This window comes from Microbacterium sp. (genome assembly GCF_031179285.1).
Lineage (GTDB): Bacteria > Actinomycetota > Actinomycetes > Actinomycetales > Microbacteriaceae > Microbacterium.
Genome location: NZ_JAPSHY010000005.1, coordinates 17,090 through 36,802 on the forward strand (window position 1 = coordinate 17,090; position 19,713 = coordinate 36,802).

21 protein-coding genes and 1 tRNA gene are annotated in these 19,713 nt (G+C 66.5%); 13 read left to right on the top strand and 9 right to left on the bottom strand.

Features of this window, described 5'->3' with window-relative positions; genetic code table 11:
• Positions 1-4: 4 nt before the first annotated feature.
• Positions 5-95 (top strand) — tRNA-Ser (locus RIN18_RS04570).
• Between the two features lie 91 nt (positions 96-186).
• Here the strand turns inward: RIN18_RS04570 and RIN18_RS04575 are convergent.
• From RIN18_RS04575 to RIN18_RS04590, 4 genes are all read right to left on the bottom strand, one after another.
• Entirely contained in the window at positions 187-1,053 is an 867-nt protein-coding gene (locus tag RIN18_RS04575; protein WP_309102766.1) for an alpha/beta hydrolase, read from the bottom strand.
• Positions 1,050-1,493 carry a MarR family winged helix-turn-helix transcriptional regulator gene (locus tag RIN18_RS04580; protein ID WP_309102767.1) on the bottom strand — a complete coding sequence of 148 codons (444 nt, stop codon included), beginning with the start codon at positions 1,491-1,493 and terminating at the stop codon, positions 1,050-1,052. The genes RIN18_RS04575 and RIN18_RS04580 overlap by 4 nt, the downstream gene beginning before the upstream one ends.
• Before the next feature lie 229 nt (positions 1,494-1,722).
• The gene (locus RIN18_RS04585; protein ID WP_309102768.1) at positions 1,723-2,433 is read right to left on the bottom strand and encodes a type II CAAX endopeptidase family protein; all 711 of its coding nucleotides are present in this window, start codon (positions 2,431-2,433) and stop codon (positions 1,723-1,725) included.
• Between the two features lie 93 nt (positions 2,434-2,526).
• Positions 2,527-3,171: a phosphatase PAP2 family protein gene (locus RIN18_RS04590; RefSeq protein WP_309102769.1), complete on the bottom strand. Its 645-nt coding sequence runs from the start codon at positions 3,169-3,171 to the stop codon at positions 2,527-2,529.
• A gap of 413 nt (positions 3,172-3,584) precedes the next feature.
• Here RIN18_RS04590 and RIN18_RS04595 point away from each other — a divergent pair, with 413 nt between their 5' ends.
• Both RIN18_RS04595 and RIN18_RS04600 read left to right on the top strand, forming a co-directional pair.
• Positions 3,585-4,106 carry an HD domain-containing protein gene (locus RIN18_RS04595; protein WP_309102770.1) on the top strand — a complete coding sequence of 174 codons (522 nt, stop codon included), beginning with the start codon at positions 3,585-3,587 and terminating at the stop codon, positions 4,104-4,106.
• Positions 4,107-4,322: 216 nt separating this feature from the next.
• On the top strand, positions 4,323-5,732 hold the full coding sequence (locus RIN18_RS04600; protein ID WP_309102771.1) for an NAD(P)/FAD-dependent oxidoreductase: 1,410 nt from the start codon (positions 4,323-4,325) through the stop codon (positions 5,730-5,732).
• Positions 5,733-5,767: 35 nt separating this feature from the next.
• Here the strand turns inward: RIN18_RS04600 and RIN18_RS04605 are convergent, their stop codons facing one another.
• A complete protein-coding gene (locus tag RIN18_RS04605) occupies positions 5,768-5,971 on the bottom strand; it encodes a hypothetical protein (protein ID WP_309102772.1) in 204 nt (67 codons plus the stop codon).
• A gap of 89 nt (positions 5,972-6,060) precedes the next feature.
• The gene (locus tag RIN18_RS04610) at positions 6,061-7,074 is read right to left on the bottom strand and encodes a LacI family DNA-binding transcriptional regulator (protein ID WP_309102773.1); all 1,014 of its coding nucleotides are present in this window, start codon (positions 7,072-7,074) and stop codon (positions 6,061-6,063) included.
• Positions 7,075-7,198: 124 nt separating this feature from the next.
• Between RIN18_RS04610 and RIN18_RS04615 the strand changes: the two genes are divergently transcribed.
• Genes RIN18_RS04615 through RIN18_RS04635 form a run of 5 tightly spaced genes read left to right on the top strand, consistent with a single transcriptional unit; the run spans position 7,199 to position 11,976 of the window.
• Positions 7,199-8,434 carry an amino acid ABC transporter substrate-binding protein gene (locus RIN18_RS04615; protein WP_309102774.1) on the top strand — a complete coding sequence of 412 codons (1,236 nt, stop codon included), beginning with the start codon at positions 7,199-7,201 and terminating at the stop codon, positions 8,432-8,434.
• Between the two features lie 10 nt (positions 8,435-8,444).
• Entirely contained in the window at positions 8,445-9,329 is an 885-nt protein-coding gene (locus tag RIN18_RS04620) for a branched-chain amino acid ABC transporter permease (RefSeq protein WP_309102775.1), read from the top strand.
• Positions 9,313-10,455, top strand: coding sequence for a branched-chain amino acid ABC transporter permease (locus RIN18_RS04625; protein WP_309102776.1), 1,143 nt, complete (start codon positions 9,313-9,315; stop codon positions 10,453-10,455). Before RIN18_RS04620 ends, RIN18_RS04625 begins: the two co-directional genes overlap by 17 nt.
• Positions 10,452-11,210, top strand: a complete 759-nt coding sequence (locus RIN18_RS04630) for an ABC transporter ATP-binding protein (protein WP_309102777.1) — start codon at positions 10,452-10,454, stop codon at positions 11,208-11,210. The genes RIN18_RS04625 and RIN18_RS04630 overlap by 4 nt, the downstream gene beginning before the upstream one ends.
• A complete protein-coding gene (locus tag RIN18_RS04635; protein WP_309102778.1) occupies positions 11,200-11,976 on the top strand; it encodes an ABC transporter ATP-binding protein in 777 nt (258 codons plus the stop codon). The genes RIN18_RS04630 and RIN18_RS04635 overlap by 11 nt, the downstream gene beginning before the upstream one ends.
• 40 nt (positions 11,977-12,016) lie before the next feature.
• Here the strand turns inward: RIN18_RS04635 and RIN18_RS04640 are convergent, their stop codons facing one another.
• Positions 12,017-12,490, bottom strand: a complete 474-nt coding sequence (locus RIN18_RS04640; protein WP_309102779.1) for a DUF4383 domain-containing protein — start codon at positions 12,488-12,490, stop codon at positions 12,017-12,019.
• Between the two features lie 361 nt (positions 12,491-12,851).
• Between RIN18_RS04640 and ctaD the strand changes: the two genes are divergently transcribed.
• The 5 genes from ctaD to RIN18_RS04665 all read left to right on the top strand — a co-directional run bounded on the left by ctaD (position 12,852) and on the right by RIN18_RS04665 (position 16,697).
• Positions 12,852-14,528: a cytochrome c oxidase subunit I gene (gene ctaD / locus RIN18_RS04645; protein WP_309102780.1), complete on the top strand. Its 1,677-nt coding sequence runs from the start codon at positions 12,852-12,854 to the stop codon at positions 14,526-14,528.
• Between the two features lie 242 nt (positions 14,529-14,770).
• Positions 14,771-15,109: an ATP-dependent DNA ligase gene (locus RIN18_RS04650; RefSeq protein ID WP_309102781.1), complete on the top strand. Its 339-nt coding sequence runs from the start codon at positions 14,771-14,773 to the stop codon at positions 15,107-15,109.
• Between the two features lie 12 nt (positions 15,110-15,121).
• Positions 15,122-15,844, top strand: coding sequence for a GAF and ANTAR domain-containing protein (locus RIN18_RS04655; protein WP_309102782.1), 723 nt, complete (start codon positions 15,122-15,124; stop codon positions 15,842-15,844).
• 81 nt (positions 15,845-15,925) lie between these two features.
• A complete protein-coding gene (locus tag RIN18_RS04660) occupies positions 15,926-16,264 on the top strand; it encodes a hypothetical protein (RefSeq protein ID WP_309102783.1) in 339 nt (112 codons plus the stop codon).
• A 55-nt stretch (positions 16,265-16,319) separates the two neighbouring features.
• The gene (locus RIN18_RS04665; protein WP_309102784.1) at positions 16,320-16,697 is read left to right on the top strand and encodes a DCC1-like thiol-disulfide oxidoreductase family protein; all 378 of its coding nucleotides are present in this window, start codon (positions 16,320-16,322) and stop codon (positions 16,695-16,697) included.
• A gap of 22 nt (positions 16,698-16,719) precedes the next feature.
• Here RIN18_RS04665 and RIN18_RS04670 read toward each other — a convergent pair whose 3' ends face one another.
• Both RIN18_RS04670 and RIN18_RS04675 read right to left on the bottom strand, forming a co-directional pair.
• A complete protein-coding gene (locus RIN18_RS04670) occupies positions 16,720-18,540 on the bottom strand; it encodes a glycoside hydrolase family 2 TIM barrel-domain containing protein (RefSeq protein WP_309102785.1) in 1,821 nt (606 codons plus the stop codon).
• A gap of 54 nt (positions 18,541-18,594) precedes the next feature.
• Entirely contained in the window at positions 18,595-19,596 is a 1,002-nt protein-coding gene (locus tag RIN18_RS04675; RefSeq protein WP_309102912.1) for a LacI family DNA-binding transcriptional regulator, read from the bottom strand.
• Positions 19,597-19,713: the final 117 nt, after the last annotated feature.

The window sequence follows — 19,713 nt, forward strand, 5'->3', positions numbered from 1 at the left end:
CGGCGGTGACGTGTCCGAGCGGCCGAAGGTGCAACTCTCGAAAAGTTGTGTAGGGTAACCCCCTACCGTGGGTTCAAATCCCACCGTCACCGCCATGGAAGCCCCGCGATTCCCTGTGAAATCAGGAATCGCGGGGCTTCTCTCGTTCGAGATCGGCGCTGGCAGGCGTCCGCCGGCCGACTGCGACTAGTCCGTGGCATAGGCATTCCGTAGTGGCGACGGTGGGCGGAGGAATCCGCGTGTGTAGCTGACAACTGCGGCCGCGGGCGTTGCTTCCGGGGCGAAGTGATCCAGCCGCGGGAGGACGACCAGTTCACCAGCGGGGAGGATCCTAGCGAGCTCGCCGAGTTCTGCAGCGGTTCCCTTCGCCGATCTGTCCCCGGACATGATCAGGACGGCGGCCGAGACCGCGCGGAACTCTTGCGTGCGACCGACTTGCGCGGCGATGACGCGATGCTCGGCCAGATTCGTCTCCAGGAGCTGTCGTATCCGCAGCCACGCATCTCCGCGAAATCCCACCCGCAGGGCCAGCCGAAGGTACCAGTGCGGCAGCTTGGCGAACATCGGAGGTGCGCCACCTGACCCACGGAGAAAGTCCACGAACGCGCCGCGCGGGTCGCCGGCGGCGAGCCGCTGCTCATAGGGTTCGAACCATTCGGTGGCGACCGGTGTCATCGGGACGCCCGGCTCATAGACCGCGACGCGTTCGAACGGGTCCGATCGCAGTGCGGCCTCGAGCAGGACGAGGCCGCCGAAGCTATGGCCGAAGGCGAGCCGGGCACCCGTCGCATGCTGTACGGCGAGAACATCCTCCACCTCGCGTGCGAGGCTGTATTCCGGCCCCTGCGGTCCGCTCAGACCACGGCCCCGCCGATCGATCACGTGCACCCTGAAGTCGCTGGCAAGCGCCGTGGCGAGCCCGATGTAGTGCTCGGCGCTGCGCAATGAGCCACCGAGGATCAATAGATCCTCGCCTGCCCCGCTCGTGCGGAACCAGATCGGCGTCCCGTCGGACGACCCCACACTGCTTTCGATGAAACGGCCCTCGCTCATGTGACGCTGTTCCCTTCTGTCTGCACCTGCTCGAGGGTTGCAAGGAGCTGGGCTGTCTGCTGCGCGTAATCGGCGTGCCGCACGCCGCTCATCTCGACGAGTTCCGCGAACCGGTGCTCGAGCCCGCGTTGAGCAGAACCCACGAGCCTAGATGCCCTCTCGGTGAGGCGCAGCCTGACGCCTCGCTCGCCGGCGGCTCCGCGTTCCGCGACGAGGAGCCCATCCGCGGCGAGAACACCCACCATCCGGCTGACGGAGGGCTCGGTCACGCCGAGCGCATCGGCCAGGGCGCGCTGGGTCGAGACACCGAGCTCGCCCACCATCGTCAGAGCGAGGAACCGCTTGTACGTCACGCCGTACTCAGCTCGCAACAACCGATCCGCGGCGCGATCCAGTCTCGCGGTCAGCACATGCAGGTCGAAGCTCAGTCCTCTGGCCATCCGCCGAACTTAGCATGCTAAGTATCCGGGCGCGACCCTGAAACGGCGGGGACGTGGACACGAGGGGCGAACCTCCGCTCCCACGTACAGCATCGGTTTCGGATCGCGTGGCGGCCGCAGCGGAGACGAGTTCGCGTTCTCGGACCAGGTGACGGCCCGGGACAGATCTGGATCGACGTCGCCTCAGATCGCTCTGATTGAACACCTGCGCGTCAGTCTCGTGCGACGCTCAGGCGGCGGTGAGAACCAGGTAGGTGAGGCCGGTCCCGTTCCAGACGACATGTGCGGTGATCGACACGAGAAGGTTCCGTTTCGACACCAAGTAGGCCGTCGCCAGCGCGGCGGAGAAGCCGACGTACAGGATGGCGAGCGGCCACTCGTTCAGGCCCCGCAGGTGAATGGCGCCGAACACGAGGCAGGACAGGGTGAACGCTGCCTGCGTCGAGAGCAGACGTCGCAGCCGTGCGAAGGGGAGCTCTCGGAACACCAGCTCCTCGACGACGGGTGCGGCGACACCGCCGGTGCCGACGAAGACGAGCCCTCCCGCCAGCGAGGTCGACGCGACGAGCACCTCGGCCGAGATCGAAGCCTGGTTTGCGCCGGTTGCGGGGGCGGCGGCGACGAACGTCACCAGGTGACTCACGGCTGACGCCACGGCCATGAGTGCCAGCCCGATGAGAACCGCGCCGGCCGCCAGGAGAGGACGCTGTCTCGTCGTGCGCCAACTCCTGGCGAAGCCGTCCCGGAACACCCAGGCGCCTGTGAGCATGAGGATGACATAGCCGCTGTTCTTCACCCACGCGAATACCGGCTCGGATACGAGTTTCGGGCCGACGAAGATCCACACCGTGAGAGCGATGTACAGGCCAGAAAACACCAGCCAGCTCGATCCGCGGTGGGGGCGTTGAACGATCGCGTTGCCCGGTGCAGGAGCAGCCATGCTTCGACCTCTGTTCTTCGGGGGTCGAACTGTTGCGCCCGCACGTCGGATCTTGCATCACATTCTACGAAAGCCGTTCACCGAAGGGAGTTCTCAGCTCGTCACCTCGGTGGCTCGGCGAGGTTGCGGTCGACTGACCGCGTTCGAGGGGGCGAGGGTTACGAGAGTGACCGTCACAGCCAGCCCCAGCAGGGCACCGAGTGCGACGTCGTGGAGATAGTGGACGCCTTGAGCGACGCGTCCGATCGCGACGAGCGTCGCGATCCCTACCGCGGGCCACGTGATCCGCGTTCGCCCGAGGGCGATCGCGATGACGACGACCGCACCGAATGCCAGCGTTGCGTGATTCGACGGCAATGACCAGTCGCCTGCCGGAGGGCAAGCGGCGGCGAAACGCCAGCGGCTGCACGGGCGCGGCTGCGCGAAGAGCAGCTTCGCCCCCTCGCTGACCGCATAGGCGACGACGACTCCGCCGGCGCCCGCGACCAGCCGAGCGCGGCGCTCAGGGTGGCGGACCCACGCGAACACGATGCTGGCCGCCGTCGTCGCAGCGAGTAGCAGCAGCCCAGCTTCCGAGATGAGATCGACGTCCCGGATGCCTGAGCCAGCAGATGCGAACCACTGCGTTCCGATGACGCTGACGCTGCCCGGTGCGGGCACGACGAGCACCGCTATCGCGAGTAGTCCGATACTGAGGAGGGGGGTCAACTGGCGGCGCGACAACAGCGGAGAACGCATGATCCCCAGCCTTGCGGAGAACGGAGGATCTCGCGTCGGGCGCCAGATGGAGTTGCGACCATACTCGAGATGTACGTGGCTGGGATGGGCGGGCAGTTGCTATTCCGCTCCAAGCTCACGCCTTCGTGTGCGGGGTTCGGTGCGGCCTCGAGCCGAGCGACAGAGTTCGTGAAGGACGCTCCGTCCTTGCGGGCGAGTTCTCCGCACTGCTTCAATCAGTACTCGGGCATCAGATAGCGAGAGATCGGCATGAGCATGTACTGTGTGCGGCAGTTTCTTGAGGTAGCAGCCGCTTCCTCATCAGGCGTCGGAATCGGTCTGCGCTGAAAATGCGCCTCTCCGCTTTTCAGCCGCCCAGATCGCCCGCGGCAGTCGCTGCACTCGAGCTCGCCACCCGTTACCACACGGAGTCGGTGCGTAATCATGTCATCCGATCGTGGTTGTGGGCGGAGGCCTTCGCGGTGGTCGAGGACCGGCGAGACATCGATCATGAACTTCTGTACGTCTCGGCACTGCTCCACGACATCGGTATGGCACCCGCCTTCGACAACGTCGCGCTGTCATACGAGGAAGCCGGCGGTCATGTCGCCGTCGCTCTCACCACTGGCGCCGGTTGGCAGGCGGAGCGCAGTCGACGGGCGCTCGAGGTGATAGTCCGGCACAACTGGCCCGCTGTCGACCCGACACTCGATGTCGAGGGCTATCTGCTGGAGGTCAGCACCGCCCTCGACATCTCGGGAGCCCGGCCCGAGGCGCTGCCGAAGGATCTCGTACAAGAAGTGCTCGCCGAGTTTCCGCGCCTACAACTTGCGCAGGAATTCGGTCGAGATGTCGTCGACCAGGCCGACCGGAAGCCGCATACCGCTGCGCGGCGGCTCGTCGACGGAGGTGTGGTCGCCAAGCTCCAGAGCAACCCGCTCGAGCAGTCGAACTGACCGCACGCACCGTCGGGTCATGTCTTCGATGGGGGCGGTCCCCCTTCTCGTCTCATTCTCCGGAATAGTCGATGGCAGGCGGGCGTCCTGATGCTCGATGGCCCTCCGTCGCGATAACCTCAGGCCGAAGGCGCCTCACCGCCCGCACGGAGATCCGTCGCGGAGTGGCTCGGTGCACGTGATCGCCGTACGATATCCGACCCTCAGGAGAACACGATGACCGAGTTCCGCGAGCACTACGACGTCGCCGTGATCGGAGCGGGGCCCGCCGGCACCGCATCGGCGCTGCGCGCGTCGGAACTCGGTGCGAGCGTCGTCGTGCTGGAGGCCGGGCGCACCGGCGGAACCTGCGTGAACACGGGCTGCGTGCCCACCCGCGTGCTCGCCAAGACCGCGCGCCTCATCCGCGAGTCGCGCCACGCCGACGACTACGGCGTCGACGTCGGGGCCCCCGCGATCGACTGGGCGACCACGGTCGAGCGGGTGCACGAGCGCGTCGAGCGGGTGCGTTCGATCAAGAGGGAGACCGAGCGCTTCGCGGATGCCGGGATCGACCTGATCCACGAAGGGCGTGCCCGCTTCGCGGACGATCGCACCCTGGTGCTCGACAGCGGACGCCGCATCTCCGCCGGCTCGATCCTGATCTGCGTCGGCGGACACTCGAAGCGCCTGCCGATACCCGGTGCCGAGCTCGCGATCGTTCCCGAAGAGGTGCTGTCGCTTCGGGAGCTGCCTCGCCGGGTGGCGGTGATCGGTGCGGGGAACACGGGTGCCCAGCTCGTCACGGTCTTCGCCTCCTTCGGGTCAGAGGTGACACTCCTCGACGTCGCCCCTCGCCTGCTCATGGCTTCGGACGGCGCCATCTCCGCGGCCGTGGCGGCGGCGTTCTCGCAGCACGGCGTCGATGTTCACGCGGGCATCGAGACGGTCACGAGTCTCGAGAGATCGGATGCCGGCGAGATCCGGCTCGCCTGGCGAGAAGCCGGCGAGACCCGCTCATCCGGCTTCGATGCGGTGGTCATGGCGACCGGGTGGCCCGCCGACGTCGAGGACCTCGGACTCGAGCACGCGGGCATCGCGATCGAGCGCTCCGCGATCCCCGTCGACCGCTACTTCCGTACCGTCGTGCCGCACATCTTCGCCGTCGGCGACGCGAACGGTCGGGACATGCTCGTGCAGGCCGCGCAGTTCGAGGGCGAAGCGGCAGCAGAGAACGCGGTGCTCGGCGCGAACCGCCGTACGCCGCATCATCTGCTTCCCGCCGGCGGCTTCACCGACCCCGACTACGCCGGGGTCGGGCTGACCGAAGAGCAGGCGAGAGAGCGCGACACCGGCTGCGTCGTCGTCTCCGTCCCGTACGCGAGCCTCGAGCGCGCCGTGATCGATGATCGTGAGAGCGGCTTCCTGAAGCTCATCGCCGACCGACGCCGCGAACTCATCCTCGGCGCCCACGCGGTCGGCGAGAACGCGATCGAGGTCATCCAGTCGGTCACGACGGCGATGGCGGCAGGCGTCGACGTGTCCACGCTCGCCGGAGTGCGGTTCGCCTATCCCACCTACAGCGCGATCATCGGGCTGGCCGCTCGCGCAATCCTCGCCGCACCGGCCGCGCCCGCCCCGAGGTAGCAGAGCGGATGCCGCGCCCGGCCGCCGCGCTCGGGTCAGCGCGACGTCGGGGGCAGCTTGTCGACGCCGTGGCGGTTGGGTTTGTCGGGCTCGGCCGCGGTGTCCGGAGAGGCGTGTTCCGGACCGGTCGGGGCTTCGGAGGTCGGATAGCTGGGCTGCTCGATCTCGACCGCCTCGTCGCGCTCATCGAGCGGGGGCAGATGGTCCAAGGGCTGTTTGATGTCATCTGGGTGGCTCATGGCGACAGAATCCATCTCACGGCTCCCCATGACAAAGGGGGTTGAGAAGGGACGGATCCTGTGGTTGGGGTCGTCTTCGTCGGCGCGGGTCAGTGCCCTGGCGATCCTGTCGAACTCCGGACGATGAGTTCATGCGCGGTGGTGATGGTCCTCGGCTCGTCGCTCGCGGGGCGGAGGATGAGTGCCACGGCGTGCTGCCCCATGTCGAACATGGGGATGCGCGCGGTCGTGAGTGCCGGAGCCACATCCCCGGCGACCGCGATGTCGTCGAAACCGACGACCGAGATGTCGTCCGGTACGCGCGTGCCATGTCGGCGCAGCTCGCTGAGGATGCCGATCGCCATCGCATCGTTCAGACCGACGATCGCCGTGAGACCGCGATCGAGAAGCTCCTGGGCGCCGGCGATGCCTCCCTCACGCGTGAACCGCTTCGACACCACGGTGAGTTCGACATCGGCGTCGCTCGTTCCCTCACGGAGACCCGCGATGCGATCGGCGACGGTGGTCAACTGGAGCGGCCCCGCCACGACGCCGATCCGGCGGTGGCCCAGTTCGGCGAGGTGCCGACCGACCGAGACGCCCGCTCGAAGATTGTCGGGCACGACGGCATCCACCGGCAGGTAGTGGCGACCGATCACCGCCGCACGCCCTCCGGCCGCGGTGAAGTCGCCGAGCGCGTCCGCCATCTTCTCCTCGAGGGTCGGGTCGGCGTAGCCGGAGCCGGCGATGATGATCGAGCCGATGCGCTGGCGAAGCAGTGCTTTCACCTGAGCCAGCTCGCTGTCGGGTGTGCGCTCGGCCTGCGCGATCTGGACCGAGCGATTCTCGAGCGTCGCGCTTCTGATCACACCGCTTGCGATCTCGGAGAAATACGGGTCGCCGATCTCGTGGACGACGAGCCCGATGGTCGGAACGAGTCCGCCGGCGAGTCCTCGTGCATGCATGTTCGGCTCGTAGCCGAGGCGCTGGGCGACGCGACGCACGTGAGCTGCCGCCTCGGGCGAGATTCCTGACCCGCCGGTGATCGCCCGCGACGCGCTCGCGAGGGAGACTCCGGCCGCTTCGGCCACGTCGATGAGTCGTGGTGCGCCTGCACGCTTCACGCGACCTCCCTGCAGAGCGGGCCCGACGCTGAGTGCGCTGGGGTTGCTCTCGACCCTTCCCATCAATATAGTGAGCGCAAGCGCTTACGAAAGCGCTTTCGCTACGATGAAGTAGGAGATGCGCATGACTGCACCCCGACACGGTCGACGGATCGCCACGGCGATCGGCATGCTGTCAGTCGCCGCTGTGACAGCGGTGGCCTGTTCCGGCGCCGGCGATGAGCCGGAGGGGGGCGGCTCTGAGGATCCGATCGTCATCGGCGTCTCGCTCCCCCTCACCGGCGACTTCTCTGAGCCCGGCAAAGGGGTCGAGCGCGGCTACGAGGCGTGGCGCGACATCGTGAACGAGAACGGCGGTCTGCTCGGACGCCAGGTCGAGCTGAAGATCCTCGACGATCAGTCCAACGCCGATCGTGTCGTCTCCGACTACGAGTCGCTCATCGCGCAGGACGGCGTCGACCTCGTGTTCGGCCCGTTCTCGACCAGGCTCGTCGTCCCTTCAGCGCGCGTCGCGCAGGAGTACGGGATGCTGTTCGTGGAGCCGGCGGGCGCAGCTCAGGAAGTCTTCGAGCAGGGCTTCGACAACCTCTTCTACGCGGCCCCCGCGATCGCGAACGACCACTACAACAACCTCGCGGACTATTTGCTCGCGCTCCCCGAGGGCGAACGCCCCGAGACGGCCGCGGTCGCGGCGATGGACGACCCCTTCGCCCAGGGCACGGCATACGGCCTCAGGGACAAGCTCGAGGCCGCGGGTGTCGAGGTGCTCGTCGATGAGGTCTATCCGCCGAACACCACCGATTTCTCCACCATCGCGGCGAAGATCGCGCAGTCGGACGCCGACATCGTCATCGGCGGAACGCAGTATCAGGATGCCGTCAACCTGATCATCGCGTTGCAGCAGCTGGATTACCAGCCGGAACTGGCGGCCTTCTCCACCGCCCCGACCAATCCCGAGTTCGCCGCAGCCATCGGCGGCGCGACCGAAGGGATCCTCGCCCCGACCGGATACTCGCCGAAGTCCCAGTTCCCCAGCAACATCGAGTTCGTCGAGAAGTACACCGAGATGCACGGCAACCCGCCGTCGGAGGATGAGGCGAACGCGTACACGACCGGTCAGGTCGTCGCGGCCGCCGTCGAGGCGGTGGGATGCGCCGAGCAGGGCGAGTGCCAGCAGGAGCTCATCGACTGGCTGCGTGAGAACACGGTCGAGACCGTCGTCGGGCCCCTCAGCTGGGACGAGACCGGGAAGCCCACGGGTGCCCACCTCATCCAGCAGTGGATCGGCGGCGAGATCCTGATCGTCCTCCCCGAGGACGTCAAGGAAGGCGATTTCCTCTTCCCGAAGCCGGCGTGGTGATCCGCACATCGTGAGTGGAGCACTGCTGCTGCAGAGCGTGATCCTCGGCGTGCTGCTGGGAGGGCTCTACGCCCTCCTGGCGGCGGGCCTCACGCTCTATTTCGGAATCATGCGCGTCGTCATGATCGCGCATTCCGCATTCCTGATCCTCGCCGCCTATCTCGCCTGGTGGTTCAACCGGGTCACCGGCATCGATCCGCTCGTGTCCCTGGTGGTCACCGTCCCGGTGTTCTTCCTGGTGGGCGTCCTCATGCAGCGGCTGCTGGTGTCGCGACTGAAGCCCCTCACCCTGACGATGATGTCGGTTCTGCTCACCTTCGCGGTCGCCCTCGTGATCGAGGGGGCGCTCGGGTTCTTCTTCACCGGCACCCAGCGGCGCATCCCGCTGCCGTATGCGAGTGAGAGTCTGAACTTCTTCGGCGCCCAGGTGCCGGTGGTGAAGCTCATCGCCTTCGGCCTCGCGGCACTCTCGCTCGCCCTGCTGTTCGTCCTGCTGAAGTACACGCGGTTCGGTCAGGCGCTGAGAGCGACCATCCAGCATCCCGAGGCCGCCCGACTGGTCGGCATCAACACCGACCGCGTCTCGGGCTACGGATTCGGACTCGGCCTCGCGACCGCCGCGATCGGCGGCACGGCGCTCTCGCTCGACGCCACGATCTACCCGTCGCTTCACTGGCACTGGATCGGGCCGCTCATGGCGATCATCGTCGTCGGGGGCCTGGGCAGCATTCCGGGTGCGGCGATCGCCGCGCTCCTCCTCGGGATCGCGCAGAGTCTGCTCCAGCTGCCGCTCGGGCCGACGTGGGCGCAGACGGTCTTCTACGTCGCGCTGTTCGCCACGCTCATGTTCCGCCCGCAGGGATTCTTCGGAGGTCGTCTTGCCCAGCGCTTCTAGCCCCGGCCCGATCCCCACCGAGACGGTGGTGATCGCACCACCCGCCCCTCAGCGACGCCGATCGACGACGTGGGTGAGCATCGCGCTCATCGTCATCGGCGCAGCCCTGGTGCTGTCGTTCCCGACGATCGCGCCGAACCCGTACATCCTCTCCGCAGGGGTCGTGATCCTCAATTTCGCCGTCCTGTCCACGGGGTGGAACTTCATGGGCGGATTCACCGGGTACATCTCGCTCGGCCACGCCGCGTACTTCGGACTCGGCGCGTACGGCACCGCGCTGCTGATCAAGTACCTCGCGCTCCCAGGGTTCGTCGCCTGGATCCTCGCAGCCGTGCTGGTCGCCATCATCGCCGTACCCATCGGCATCGCCGCCCTCCGGGTGCGTGGCGCCTCGTTCGTCATCGTGTCGATCGCCTTCGTCCTGATCATGCTCCTGGTCTTCCAGAGCTGGCGAGAGGTCACCGGCGGCTCGGACGGACTCAACGTCCCACGCCCGTTCCCTGACCTTCTCCGCCCCGAGCATCATCGCGTCTTCTACTACCTGTACGCGGGCCTGCTCGCCTTCGCTCTCGTGGTGTGGTGGATCATCGACCGTTCCAAGTTCGGCACCGCCCTGAAGTCCATCCGTGAGGACGAGGACAAGGCGAGATCGCTCGGCGTGCCGACGACGCGCTACAAGCTCATCGCGTACGTCCTGTCGGCGCTGATGGTGTCGCTCGGCGGCGGCTTGTACGCCCTGTGGTTCGGCGACCTCGACCCGATCTTCCAGTTCTCGATCCTCATCGGCTCGTACATGGTGCTCATGGCGCTGCTCGGCGGCGTCCGCAATCTGTTCGGGCCGCTCCTCGGCGCCGTGGTGGTCGGGACAGCACTCGAGTACTTCAAGGTCGAGTTCGGTGACACGCAGTTCCACCTCATCGCGACCGGCATACTCCTCGGCGTCGTGGTGCTGTTCATGCCGGACGGGGTCATACCCGCGGTGAAGGCGCTGTTCACGCGCGGGTCGAACCAGGCGTCGATCCGTGAGGTCACGGCAGGCGAGCTGCTCGAGCAGAACGAGTCGCGTGATGCGCCGCCGACACCGCAGGGACCCAAGAGCGTCGCAGGGCAGGAGAGATCGTCATGAACGCAGCACACGCCACCGCCACCGCGGAGAATCTGCGCACGATCGAGATGACCAAGTCGTTCGGCGGCGTCACCGCCGTCGACGCCGCATCGGTGACGTTCCAGGAAGGCAAGGTCAACGGTCTCATCGGACCGAACGGATCAGGCAAGACCACGTTCTTCAACTGCGTCACCGGCATGATCAAGCCCGACTCCGGCGAGGTTCGATATCGCGGACGCAGCATCACGCGGCAGTCCTCCGACCGCATCGCCAGGACGGGCATCGGCCGCAGCTTTCAGCTGTGCCGGGTGTTTCCGCGGATGACCGTGATGGAGAACCTGCTGGTCGCGGTGCGCAGCACGAGCATCGGTCATCAGCTGCGTTCGGCCAAGGACCCCGACGAGCTGGAGCGGGCGCGAGGATGGTTGCGCCGCGTCGGCATCGATCACCTCGAGCACGCCGAGGCGCGCAACCTCAGCTACGGTCAGCAGAAGCTGCTCGAGCTCGCCGGCGTCCTCATGGGCGAGCCGGACACCATCATGCTCGATGAGCCGGCCGGGGGTGTGAACCCCGCCCTCATCGGGCGCATCGCAACCCTCGTGCGAGAGCTCAACGACGAGGGCAAGACCTTCATCATCGTCGAGCACAACATGGAGATGGTCATGAGCCTGTGCGATCACGTGGTGGTGTTCGACCGGGGTCGTCCGATCGCCGAGGGCACGCCCGAGATCATCCAACGCGATCCCCGAGTGCTGGAGGCATACCTTGGCGTCTGAGACGAACCTGCTCGAGTTGCGAGACATCGAGGCGGGATATGGGCGTGCGGCGCTCGTGCTCCGCGGTTTGAGCGTTGTCGTCCCGCCCTCATCGGTGGTGTGCCTCGTGGGTCCGAACGGCGCCGGCAAGTCCACCGTGCTGAAGGTGGCCAGCGGCATGCTGAAGCCGCGCTCCGGCAGCATCCGCATCGACGGTCAGGATGTCACCGGGCACGGACCGCAGCGGATGCTCCAGAACGGACTCGCGCACGTCCTTCAGGGGCACAGCGTGTTCCGTGAGATGACCGTCGGTGAGAACGTGATGCTCGGCGCCTTCACGGTCAAGGATCAGAAGGTGGTGCAGGAGCGCGTCGAGTTCGTGCAGAACCTCTTCCCCATCGTGGGGGAGCGGTGGAAGCAGCTCGCGGGACTCCTTTCGGGTGGCCAGCAGAAGCAGGTTGAGTTCGCTCGCTCGCTCATGGTGAGTCCCAAGGTGGTGCTCCTGGATGAACCCTCGATGGGGCTCGACCCCAAGACGACCGCCAAGGTCTTCGAACAGGTCGCCCGCATGAGAGACGCGGGGACGGCCGTGCTGCTCGTCGAGCAGAACGCCCGGCGCGCACTGGAGACGGCTGACATCGGGTGCGTGCTCGACCTCGGTCGCGTGCATATCTCGGGCCCGGCCCCCGAATTGCTCGCGGATCCGACGCTCGCTGCTCTCTATCTCGGCGGCAAGCCGGCGGCGCGCGACGAAGGGGCGGTACCCACGTCGGGCGCAGGCTCATGACGGCCGGGGGCGAGTGCGTACCGCACTCGCCCCCGGTGGGTCAGGCGCGAGCCGAGCGGGCTCCGGGCCGGTTCGTCGAGGTGTCACGCGACACGAAGATTCCGAGCAGCACCATGCCGATGGCGAGGACCAGGTGCAGCCAGTTGTCCGCGTCGTTCACCGGCAGGAAGTTCATCTGCGGATTGTTCACGGCGATGAGTCCGTAGATCCACACGACGAGATAGACCAGTCCGCCGATGATGAGGTAGTACCGGGATGCCTTGGCGCGGGCCGCGGCGGCGATGCCGGCGATGCCGAAGAGAAGATGGACGGCATTGTGCAGCACGGACACCTGGAACACTCCGAGGAGCTGGGCTTGCGAGTCCGCGCCCGCACCCTGCAGGTGCTCGGTGGAGTGGGTCAGGCCCGGAATGAATCCGGCGATGCCGACGAGGAGGAAGACGATGCCGACGACGAGCGCGGTCTTCTGAATCGCGCTCCTCGCGTATCCGGTGGTTTCGGTGACGTTGCTCACGATGGTGCTCCTTGGCTGTCGGTGCGGTGGTGCGCGGATGCCGCGCTCCGGGGATTGATCGTCTGACGCTAGCGAGTGGAGAGACCGGAAAAGAGGGGATTGACGTCGGCGCCCCCCGTCCTCTCACTTCTCGGAAGCCGGTCTGGGTCTTGTACCGCTGCGGGGACGAATGCGCAAGCCCCTGCAACCCCGGCGCTCGGGCCTCCTACGGTGCTCGCAGGCGACGCAGGGTGCCGTCCTTGTCCTGCGCGATCGGCGTTCGAGCGCCGCCAGAGGCCATCCGAGGAGCACCGTGACAACCTTCCGCGATCGACAGGATCCCGTTTCACCGCATGACGCTGCCGCTCGCCAGGCGGCGGTGATGAGCACCTCGCGCGTGGAGCAGAAGGGCAACATCCTCGTCAAGTGGATCACGTCCACCGACCACAAGACCATCGGATACATGTATCTGATCGCCTCGGTGGTCTTCTTCCTGCTCGGCGGCGTGATGGCGCTCGTGATCCGCGCCGAGCTGTTCGCCCCCGGCATGCAGTTGCTGCCCACGAAGGAGCAGTACAACCAGCTGTTCACGATGCACGGCACGATCATGCTGCTGATGTTCGCGACGCCCCTGTTCGCGGGGTTCGCGAACGCGATCATGCCCCTTCAGATCGGCGCCCCCGATGTCGCCTTTCCCCGGCTCAATGCCTTCTCGTTCTGGCTGTTCCTCTTCGGATCATGCATCGCGGTCGCCGGCTTCCTCACCCCTCAGGGGGCTGCATCGTTCGGCTGGACGGCCTACCAGCCGCTGGCGAACGCGACGTTCACCCCTGGGGCCGGGGGGAACCTCTGGATGGTCGGGCTCGGAATCAGTGGCTTCGGGACGATCCTCGGCGCCGTGAACTTCATCACGACGATCACCACCATGCGCGCTCCGGGAATGACGATGTGGCGGATGCCGGTCTTCACCTGGAACACGCTCATCACGAGCCTCCTGGTGCTCATGGCGTTCCCGGTCCTCGCGGCAGCCCTCTTCGCCGCAGCGGCCGACCGCATCCTCGGGGCGCACATCTTCGACCCGCAGAACGGGGGAGTGCTGCTGTGGCAGCACCTGTTCTGGTTCTTCGGGCACCCCGAGGTGTACGTGATCGCGCTGCCGTTCTTCGGCATCGTCTCAGAGGTCTTCCCGGTGTTCAGCCGCAAGCCTCTGTTCGGCTACAAGACGATCATCTACGCGACGATCGCGATCGCCGCGTACTCGGTGGCCGTGTGGGCGCACCACATGTACGTCACCGGCGGAGTGCTCCTGCCCTTCTTCGCTCTGCTCACGATGTTCATCGCCGTGCCGACGGGCGTGAAGATCTTCAACTGGATCGGCACGATGTGGCGTGGATCGGTCACCTTCGAGACGCCGATGGTGTTCGCCCTCGGATTCCTTGTGACGTTCGTGTTCGGCGGTCTGACCGGCGTCATCCTCGCGTCGCCACCGCTGGACTTCCCCCTTCACGACTCCTATTTCGTTGTCGCGCACTTCCATTACGTCGTTTTCGGGACCGTGGTTTTCGCCATGTTCTCGGGATTCTACTTCTGGTGGCCGAAGTGGACAGGGCGGATGCTCAACGAGCGGCTCGGCTACGTCCACTTCTGGATGCTGTTCATCGGCTTCCACATGACGTTCCTCATCCACCACTGGCTCGGTGTCGACGGCATGCCCCGCCGCTACGCGGACTACGCCGATCAGGACCAGTTCACCTGGGCGAACCAGGTCTCGACCATCGGCGCCATGATCCTCGGTGCGTCCATGCTCCCGTTCTTCCTCAATGTCTGGCTCACGGCGCGCAAAGCGCCGAAGGTGACCGTCAACGATCCGTGGGGATACGGCGCGTCCCTGGAGTGGGCGACGTCCTGCCCCCCTCCACGACACAACTTCGTCACGATCCCGCGAATCCGAAGCGAACGACCCGCCTTCGACCTCAATCACCCCGAGGTCGGGATGCCTGCGGAGCGGCCGTCCAGGGGCGAGCCTGGTGAGCGGTTCGGAGAACGGGAAGTGACCTGAGCAGAGCAGAGCAGAGCAGAGCAGAGCAGCCACGCCCAGGCGCGAGGCGCATATCCCAGCTCCCGCACGGTGGCAAGCCCCTCGCTGGGCGAGATGCGGTTTCTTAGCCTGTCAATATCGCAATGCTTTGGCAGCCCTCACTCTCGAGGCAGTGCGTCGTTCCGACCGCATCCTCGAAAAGTCATCATGCATAATTCACAGCATCCCCCGCGCGCTCATGTCTCCGAAAGAAGGAGCATCTGATGGGCCGGTTCATCTACGAAGGCAACGTTCGCACCGAGGTCGAAGATCGGGCTCTCACCCATCTGCAGCTCGTGATCACCGCGAAACTTCGGCGAGCCGAGCCGTTCAACTTCACCTGGCGTGAAGACCAGAGCATCGGCGGCGGCCGGACCACGGTATGGCTGCACGCAAGCAGTTCGCTGGTCTATCGGTTCCTCGGCAGCCGGCAGCCCTCGATCAACCGCCGGTGGATCGAGGCACTCGCCTTCACCGCGAATTCTCCGAGCGGGCTGTATCTCGTTCCCGAGCCGGCGGCGCTTCCATCCGACGAAAAGCTCGGTGGGCCGGCGGACCTGTGAGAAGCGGCCGACATGACGGATGAACCTGAAGTGAGTGCGCGCACTGCATTGCCTCGCATCTTCGCCCGGCTCGCAGACGCCCTCGATCCCCGGTACGACGTCATCGACACCATGGACTTCCTCGTCGAAGCGGCCACGCATCACACCGCCGCGACGGATGCGGGACTGGTGCTGGCGGATGTTGAGAGCAACCTGCATGTGGTCGCCTCCACGAGCGAGCGGGCAAGCGAGGTGGAAGAGATGGAGCTGGGTGTCGAAGAGGGGCCCTGCGTGGACAGCTTCCAGACAGGACAGGTGGTCGAGGCTCGGGACCTGGAAGCCAGCGTCGTCCGATGGCCGGAATTCGTGCCGATCGCGCTGCGACGGGGCGTCCGATCGGGGTATGCGGTGCCGCTCGTCCTGCGAGGACAGCGCCTCGGCGCGCTGAACATGTTCTATGACCGAGTCGACGCGGTCACGGACCTGGACGCCGCCGTCGCGCAGGCCCTCGCCGAGTTCGCCACCATCGGCATCGTTCAGCACCGCGCCCTGCGGGCGAGCGCCGATCGCGCCGCACAGCTGCAGCACGCTCTGGACAGCAGGGTGGTGATCGAGCAGGCCAAGGGGGCGCTCGCCTTCCGCAGAAGCGTGTCGATCGATGAGGCTTTCAGGATGCTGCGTCAGCACGCTCGCGACGCCGGCCTCAGGCTTCACGATGTCGCGGAGCTGATCGTCTCGCGGCGGTTGTCGCTGTGATCGTGTCCCCGCCGGCAACAGCATGATGCCCACGATGTCAAGACCCGAGATCGGCTGGGTACCCTGGCCTACCGTGCAGACATGAAACACGTGACCTTCGGTGAGAAATCCCTGTTCATGGGCGACGATGCGGCCGATGTCCTCCTGGAGTACGCACGCCTCCTCGCTGACAACGGCAGCGCCGACACCGTCACGCTGCACGCGATCGGTCCGGACGGCAGCACGGTCGAAGCGTCATTCCTGCTCAACGTGAGCACGGTGCTGATGATCGAATCCACCCACTCCGACGTGCAGCCGCCCGACAATGCAGAGGCCGTCGACGAGATCCGAAGCAGGATCGACGCGATCCTGCGTCCTGCGACCATGCCTGCCGAGGAGCCCTGGCCGCAGACCGATTACGACACACCGGAAGCCATCTGAGCGCGCCCGCGAGCAGAGCGCCGGACGCCCTGCTCGGAGGCGTAGGGTCGTGAGCATGCGCCGAGAACCGCTTCTCGTCTTCGACGGCGACTGCGCCTTCTGCACGACGTGGGTGCGGCGGCTTCAGAGCGTGCTGCCGCGATTCCCCGAGGCGGAGCCGTGGCAGTGGCTCGACCTCGAGGAGCTCGATCTGAGCCACGACGACGCCACGCGCTACGCGTGGCTCATCGCCAGTGAGAACCGCTACCGGGGCCATGCCGCATTCGCCGCACTGTTGTGGATGCAGCGGCAGTGGGGCCTGCGATTGGCCGGACGACTGCTCGTGACGCCTCCGTTCTCCTGGGTCGCGGCTCTCGGCTACTCGCTGATCGCGCGCTTCCGGCATCGCCTCCCGGGCGGGACCGCGGCCTGCGCGATGCCCCGAGGCGCGTGACCCCCTTCATCCGCCGTGTCGCCTACGGGCGCGGTCCGACCATGATCTCGCGGATCTCTTCGAGGGGCAGCTTGGGCACCCGATCCGCCCCGACCAGTCCGTTGGTCTCCTGCAGGGTGTCGGTGAGCTGGGTGTAGCAGTAGCCAGCTAGTGCAGAACTGTCATGAATCGCGCTCATCAGTTCTCTCAGGCGCACGCCGAAATCATCGGTCGACGTCGCAGCGCTGTAGCCCCAGGCATCTTCGGTACGGTGCACGTCGAACGAGATGCCGCCGAACTCGGTGAGCATCACGGGCAAGTCGGTGACGTCTCCGCTGAGCACGAGCCGGCGCCCAGCCGGACCGACGCCGGCGACCATCTCGTCGATCGCCGCGCGGTCCCGGTAACGGGCCCGCATCACGTCGCCGTCTCCCTCATAGTCGTGAATGGCGAGGATGTCGGTGTCTGCCTGCTCCCAGCCGTCGTTGGAGACCACCGGCCGGGTGGGGTCGAGGGCCTTGGTGAGGTGGACGAGTGAGCGCGCGAAGTGAAGCATGCGCGCATCGTGCGCGATGTGCTGCACGCCCCAGCTCTCGTTCAACGGGACCCACGTCACGATGGACGGATGTGAGAAGTCGCGGTGCACCACCTCGAGCCATTCGCGTACGGTTCGCTGCGCCGCGATCGAGGTGAACGTGAAGGTCGCCGGCGCTTCAGACCACACCATCAATCCCAGCCGGTCCGCCCAGTACAGGAACCGTGGATCCTCGAACTTCTGATGCACCCGAGTGGCGTTGAAGCCGAGATCCTTGATGAGCTGGACTTCGTCGCGGAGCGCATCGGCGGATGGTGCGGCCAGGTGAGACTCGGGCCAGTAACCCTGGCTGAGCACGGATCGGACGTAGCGGGGCCGGTCATTCAGGAGGAAGAGGCGGCGGTCGACGGCGGCGGAGCGGAGCCCGAGGTAGGAGGAGACCGAGTCGGTTCGCCCGCCGTCATCGGTGATGTGGATGCTGGCATCGATCAGCCGGGGGTGCTCCGGAGACCAGAGCAGCTCTTCGTATGCCTGCCCATTGCTCTGGCCACTGAGAGAGAGCACGACCTCGACCTCTGGTTCGCTCGAGTGCACGATCGTCCGTGCGAGGACGGTGCCGCCACTGCTCAGCTCGACGTCGACGGCTGCGTCGCCGGTGGGTGTATCGCTCAGCCCCATCCGCGCATGCACCGTCGCCGAGGCGAGGTCGGACCGCCAATGGATCCATTCGACAGCGAGCGTGGGGACGGACTCCACCCACACCGGCTGCCAGATCCCGCTCGTGCGGTGATACCAGATCACGTGCGGATGCTCGCGCCAGTCCTGCTTACCCCGTGGCTGCGCGACGTCTGCGGCGTCATCTTCGACGCGCACGACGATGTCGCTGCCGCCCGTCTCGGTCACGGCGTCCGTGATGTCGACCGAGAAGGGCGTGTGGCCACCCTCGTGAGAGCCGACACGGTGTCCGTTCACCCAGACCACCGCGCGATAGTCCACGGCACCGAACCGCAGTATCAGCCGCCGGCCCGACGCGTGTCCGGCGGCGGCGATGTCGTCGCTCGTGAGAACGCGGTGGTACCACAGCACCTGGTGGGCGCTGGTGTCGCCGACCCCTGATGCCGGCGACTCCGGTGGGAACGGCACGATGATCTCACCGTCGAGCGCCGGCGTCTCGTGCCAGCGTTGCCGCGTTCCGCGGTCATCGTCATCGAACGCGAAACCCCAGCGGCCACCGAGATCGCGCCAGTGCGAACGGACGAGCTGGGGCCGCGGGTAGGTGCCGTCGTTGGCGGTGGCCTGTGGCAGAGAGGCGCGGGCTGAGCTGGGCATGCCCTCAGCATGCCCGAAATATGCAGCGCTGTAAACTCGCGGTCGGCGAACGGTTCACGCGAGGGCGCTCGGTGCGCTCTCGCGGACGAGCAGTCTGTAATCGACGATCTCGTGCCGCCCCACCCCGGCGAAGCCATCGATCCTCTCCACCAGCATCTTCACCGCCCGTTGCGCAAGGCCGCTCAGATCCGGGGCGATGGTCGTGATGCTCGGGAAGGTCACTCGACTCCACTCGATGTTGTCCCACCCCGTCACCGCCACATCCTCCGGCACGCGTATGCCGCGTTCGTTCAACGCGCGCAGCGCGCCGATCGCGGCCAGGTCGTCGCGGCATACCAAACCGTCGACGCGAATTCCGGCATCCAGTGCGCGGCCGACGCCCTGCACCGCTCCCGTGGGAGAGATCTCGCCGCTCGGGAAGAGCAGTGAGGGCTCGGGGCGGATGCCGCGCTCCTCGAGCGCCTGCTGGTAGCCCATCATGCGCTGGATCGACGTCGCGGAGAGTTGCCCGGCCTCGTGGCCGGCGAAGCCGATGCGCGTGCGCCCCAACGCCAGCAGGTGCTCGGTGGCGTCGCGGGCCGCGGAGACGTTGTCGATCATGACCCGATCCACCGGCAGCGGGGCGGCTTCTTCGCCCAGGATCACGATCGGCAGATCGCCGCGATGACGGGAGATCTCCACGGAGGACATGACGGAGGGCTGGAACAGGATGCCGTCCACCATCCCGGCCTCGGAGTTGGCGATCACCGCGCGCTCGCCCTCCAGCGTGCCGTCGGTCTCCTCCAGCAGGACTCGGTATCCGAGTGCGCCGGCGGCGACAGAGACGGCGCGCGACAGTTCGGCGAAGTACGGCACCGTCACGTTCGAGAAGGCGAGCGCCAGCAGCGACGTGCGTCCGGTGGCAAGGCGACGGCCCATGAGGTTCGGGCGGTAACCCAGTTCCCGAATCGCTCGCTGCACCCGCTCGCGGGTCGCCGCGCTGACGTGCTCGTAGTCGCGGACGACGTTCGACACCGTCTTCAGGGAAACCCCCGCGTACTCGGCGACGTCCTGCATCGTCACGCCCACGTGCTCTCCAGATCTCGCTCCGACAACAAGTGCAGAGTACACCTTGACAACGCATTTCCAGCGCTGTAAATTTCGGGAGACCGGTCGGAGTCCTGTCCGATCGTG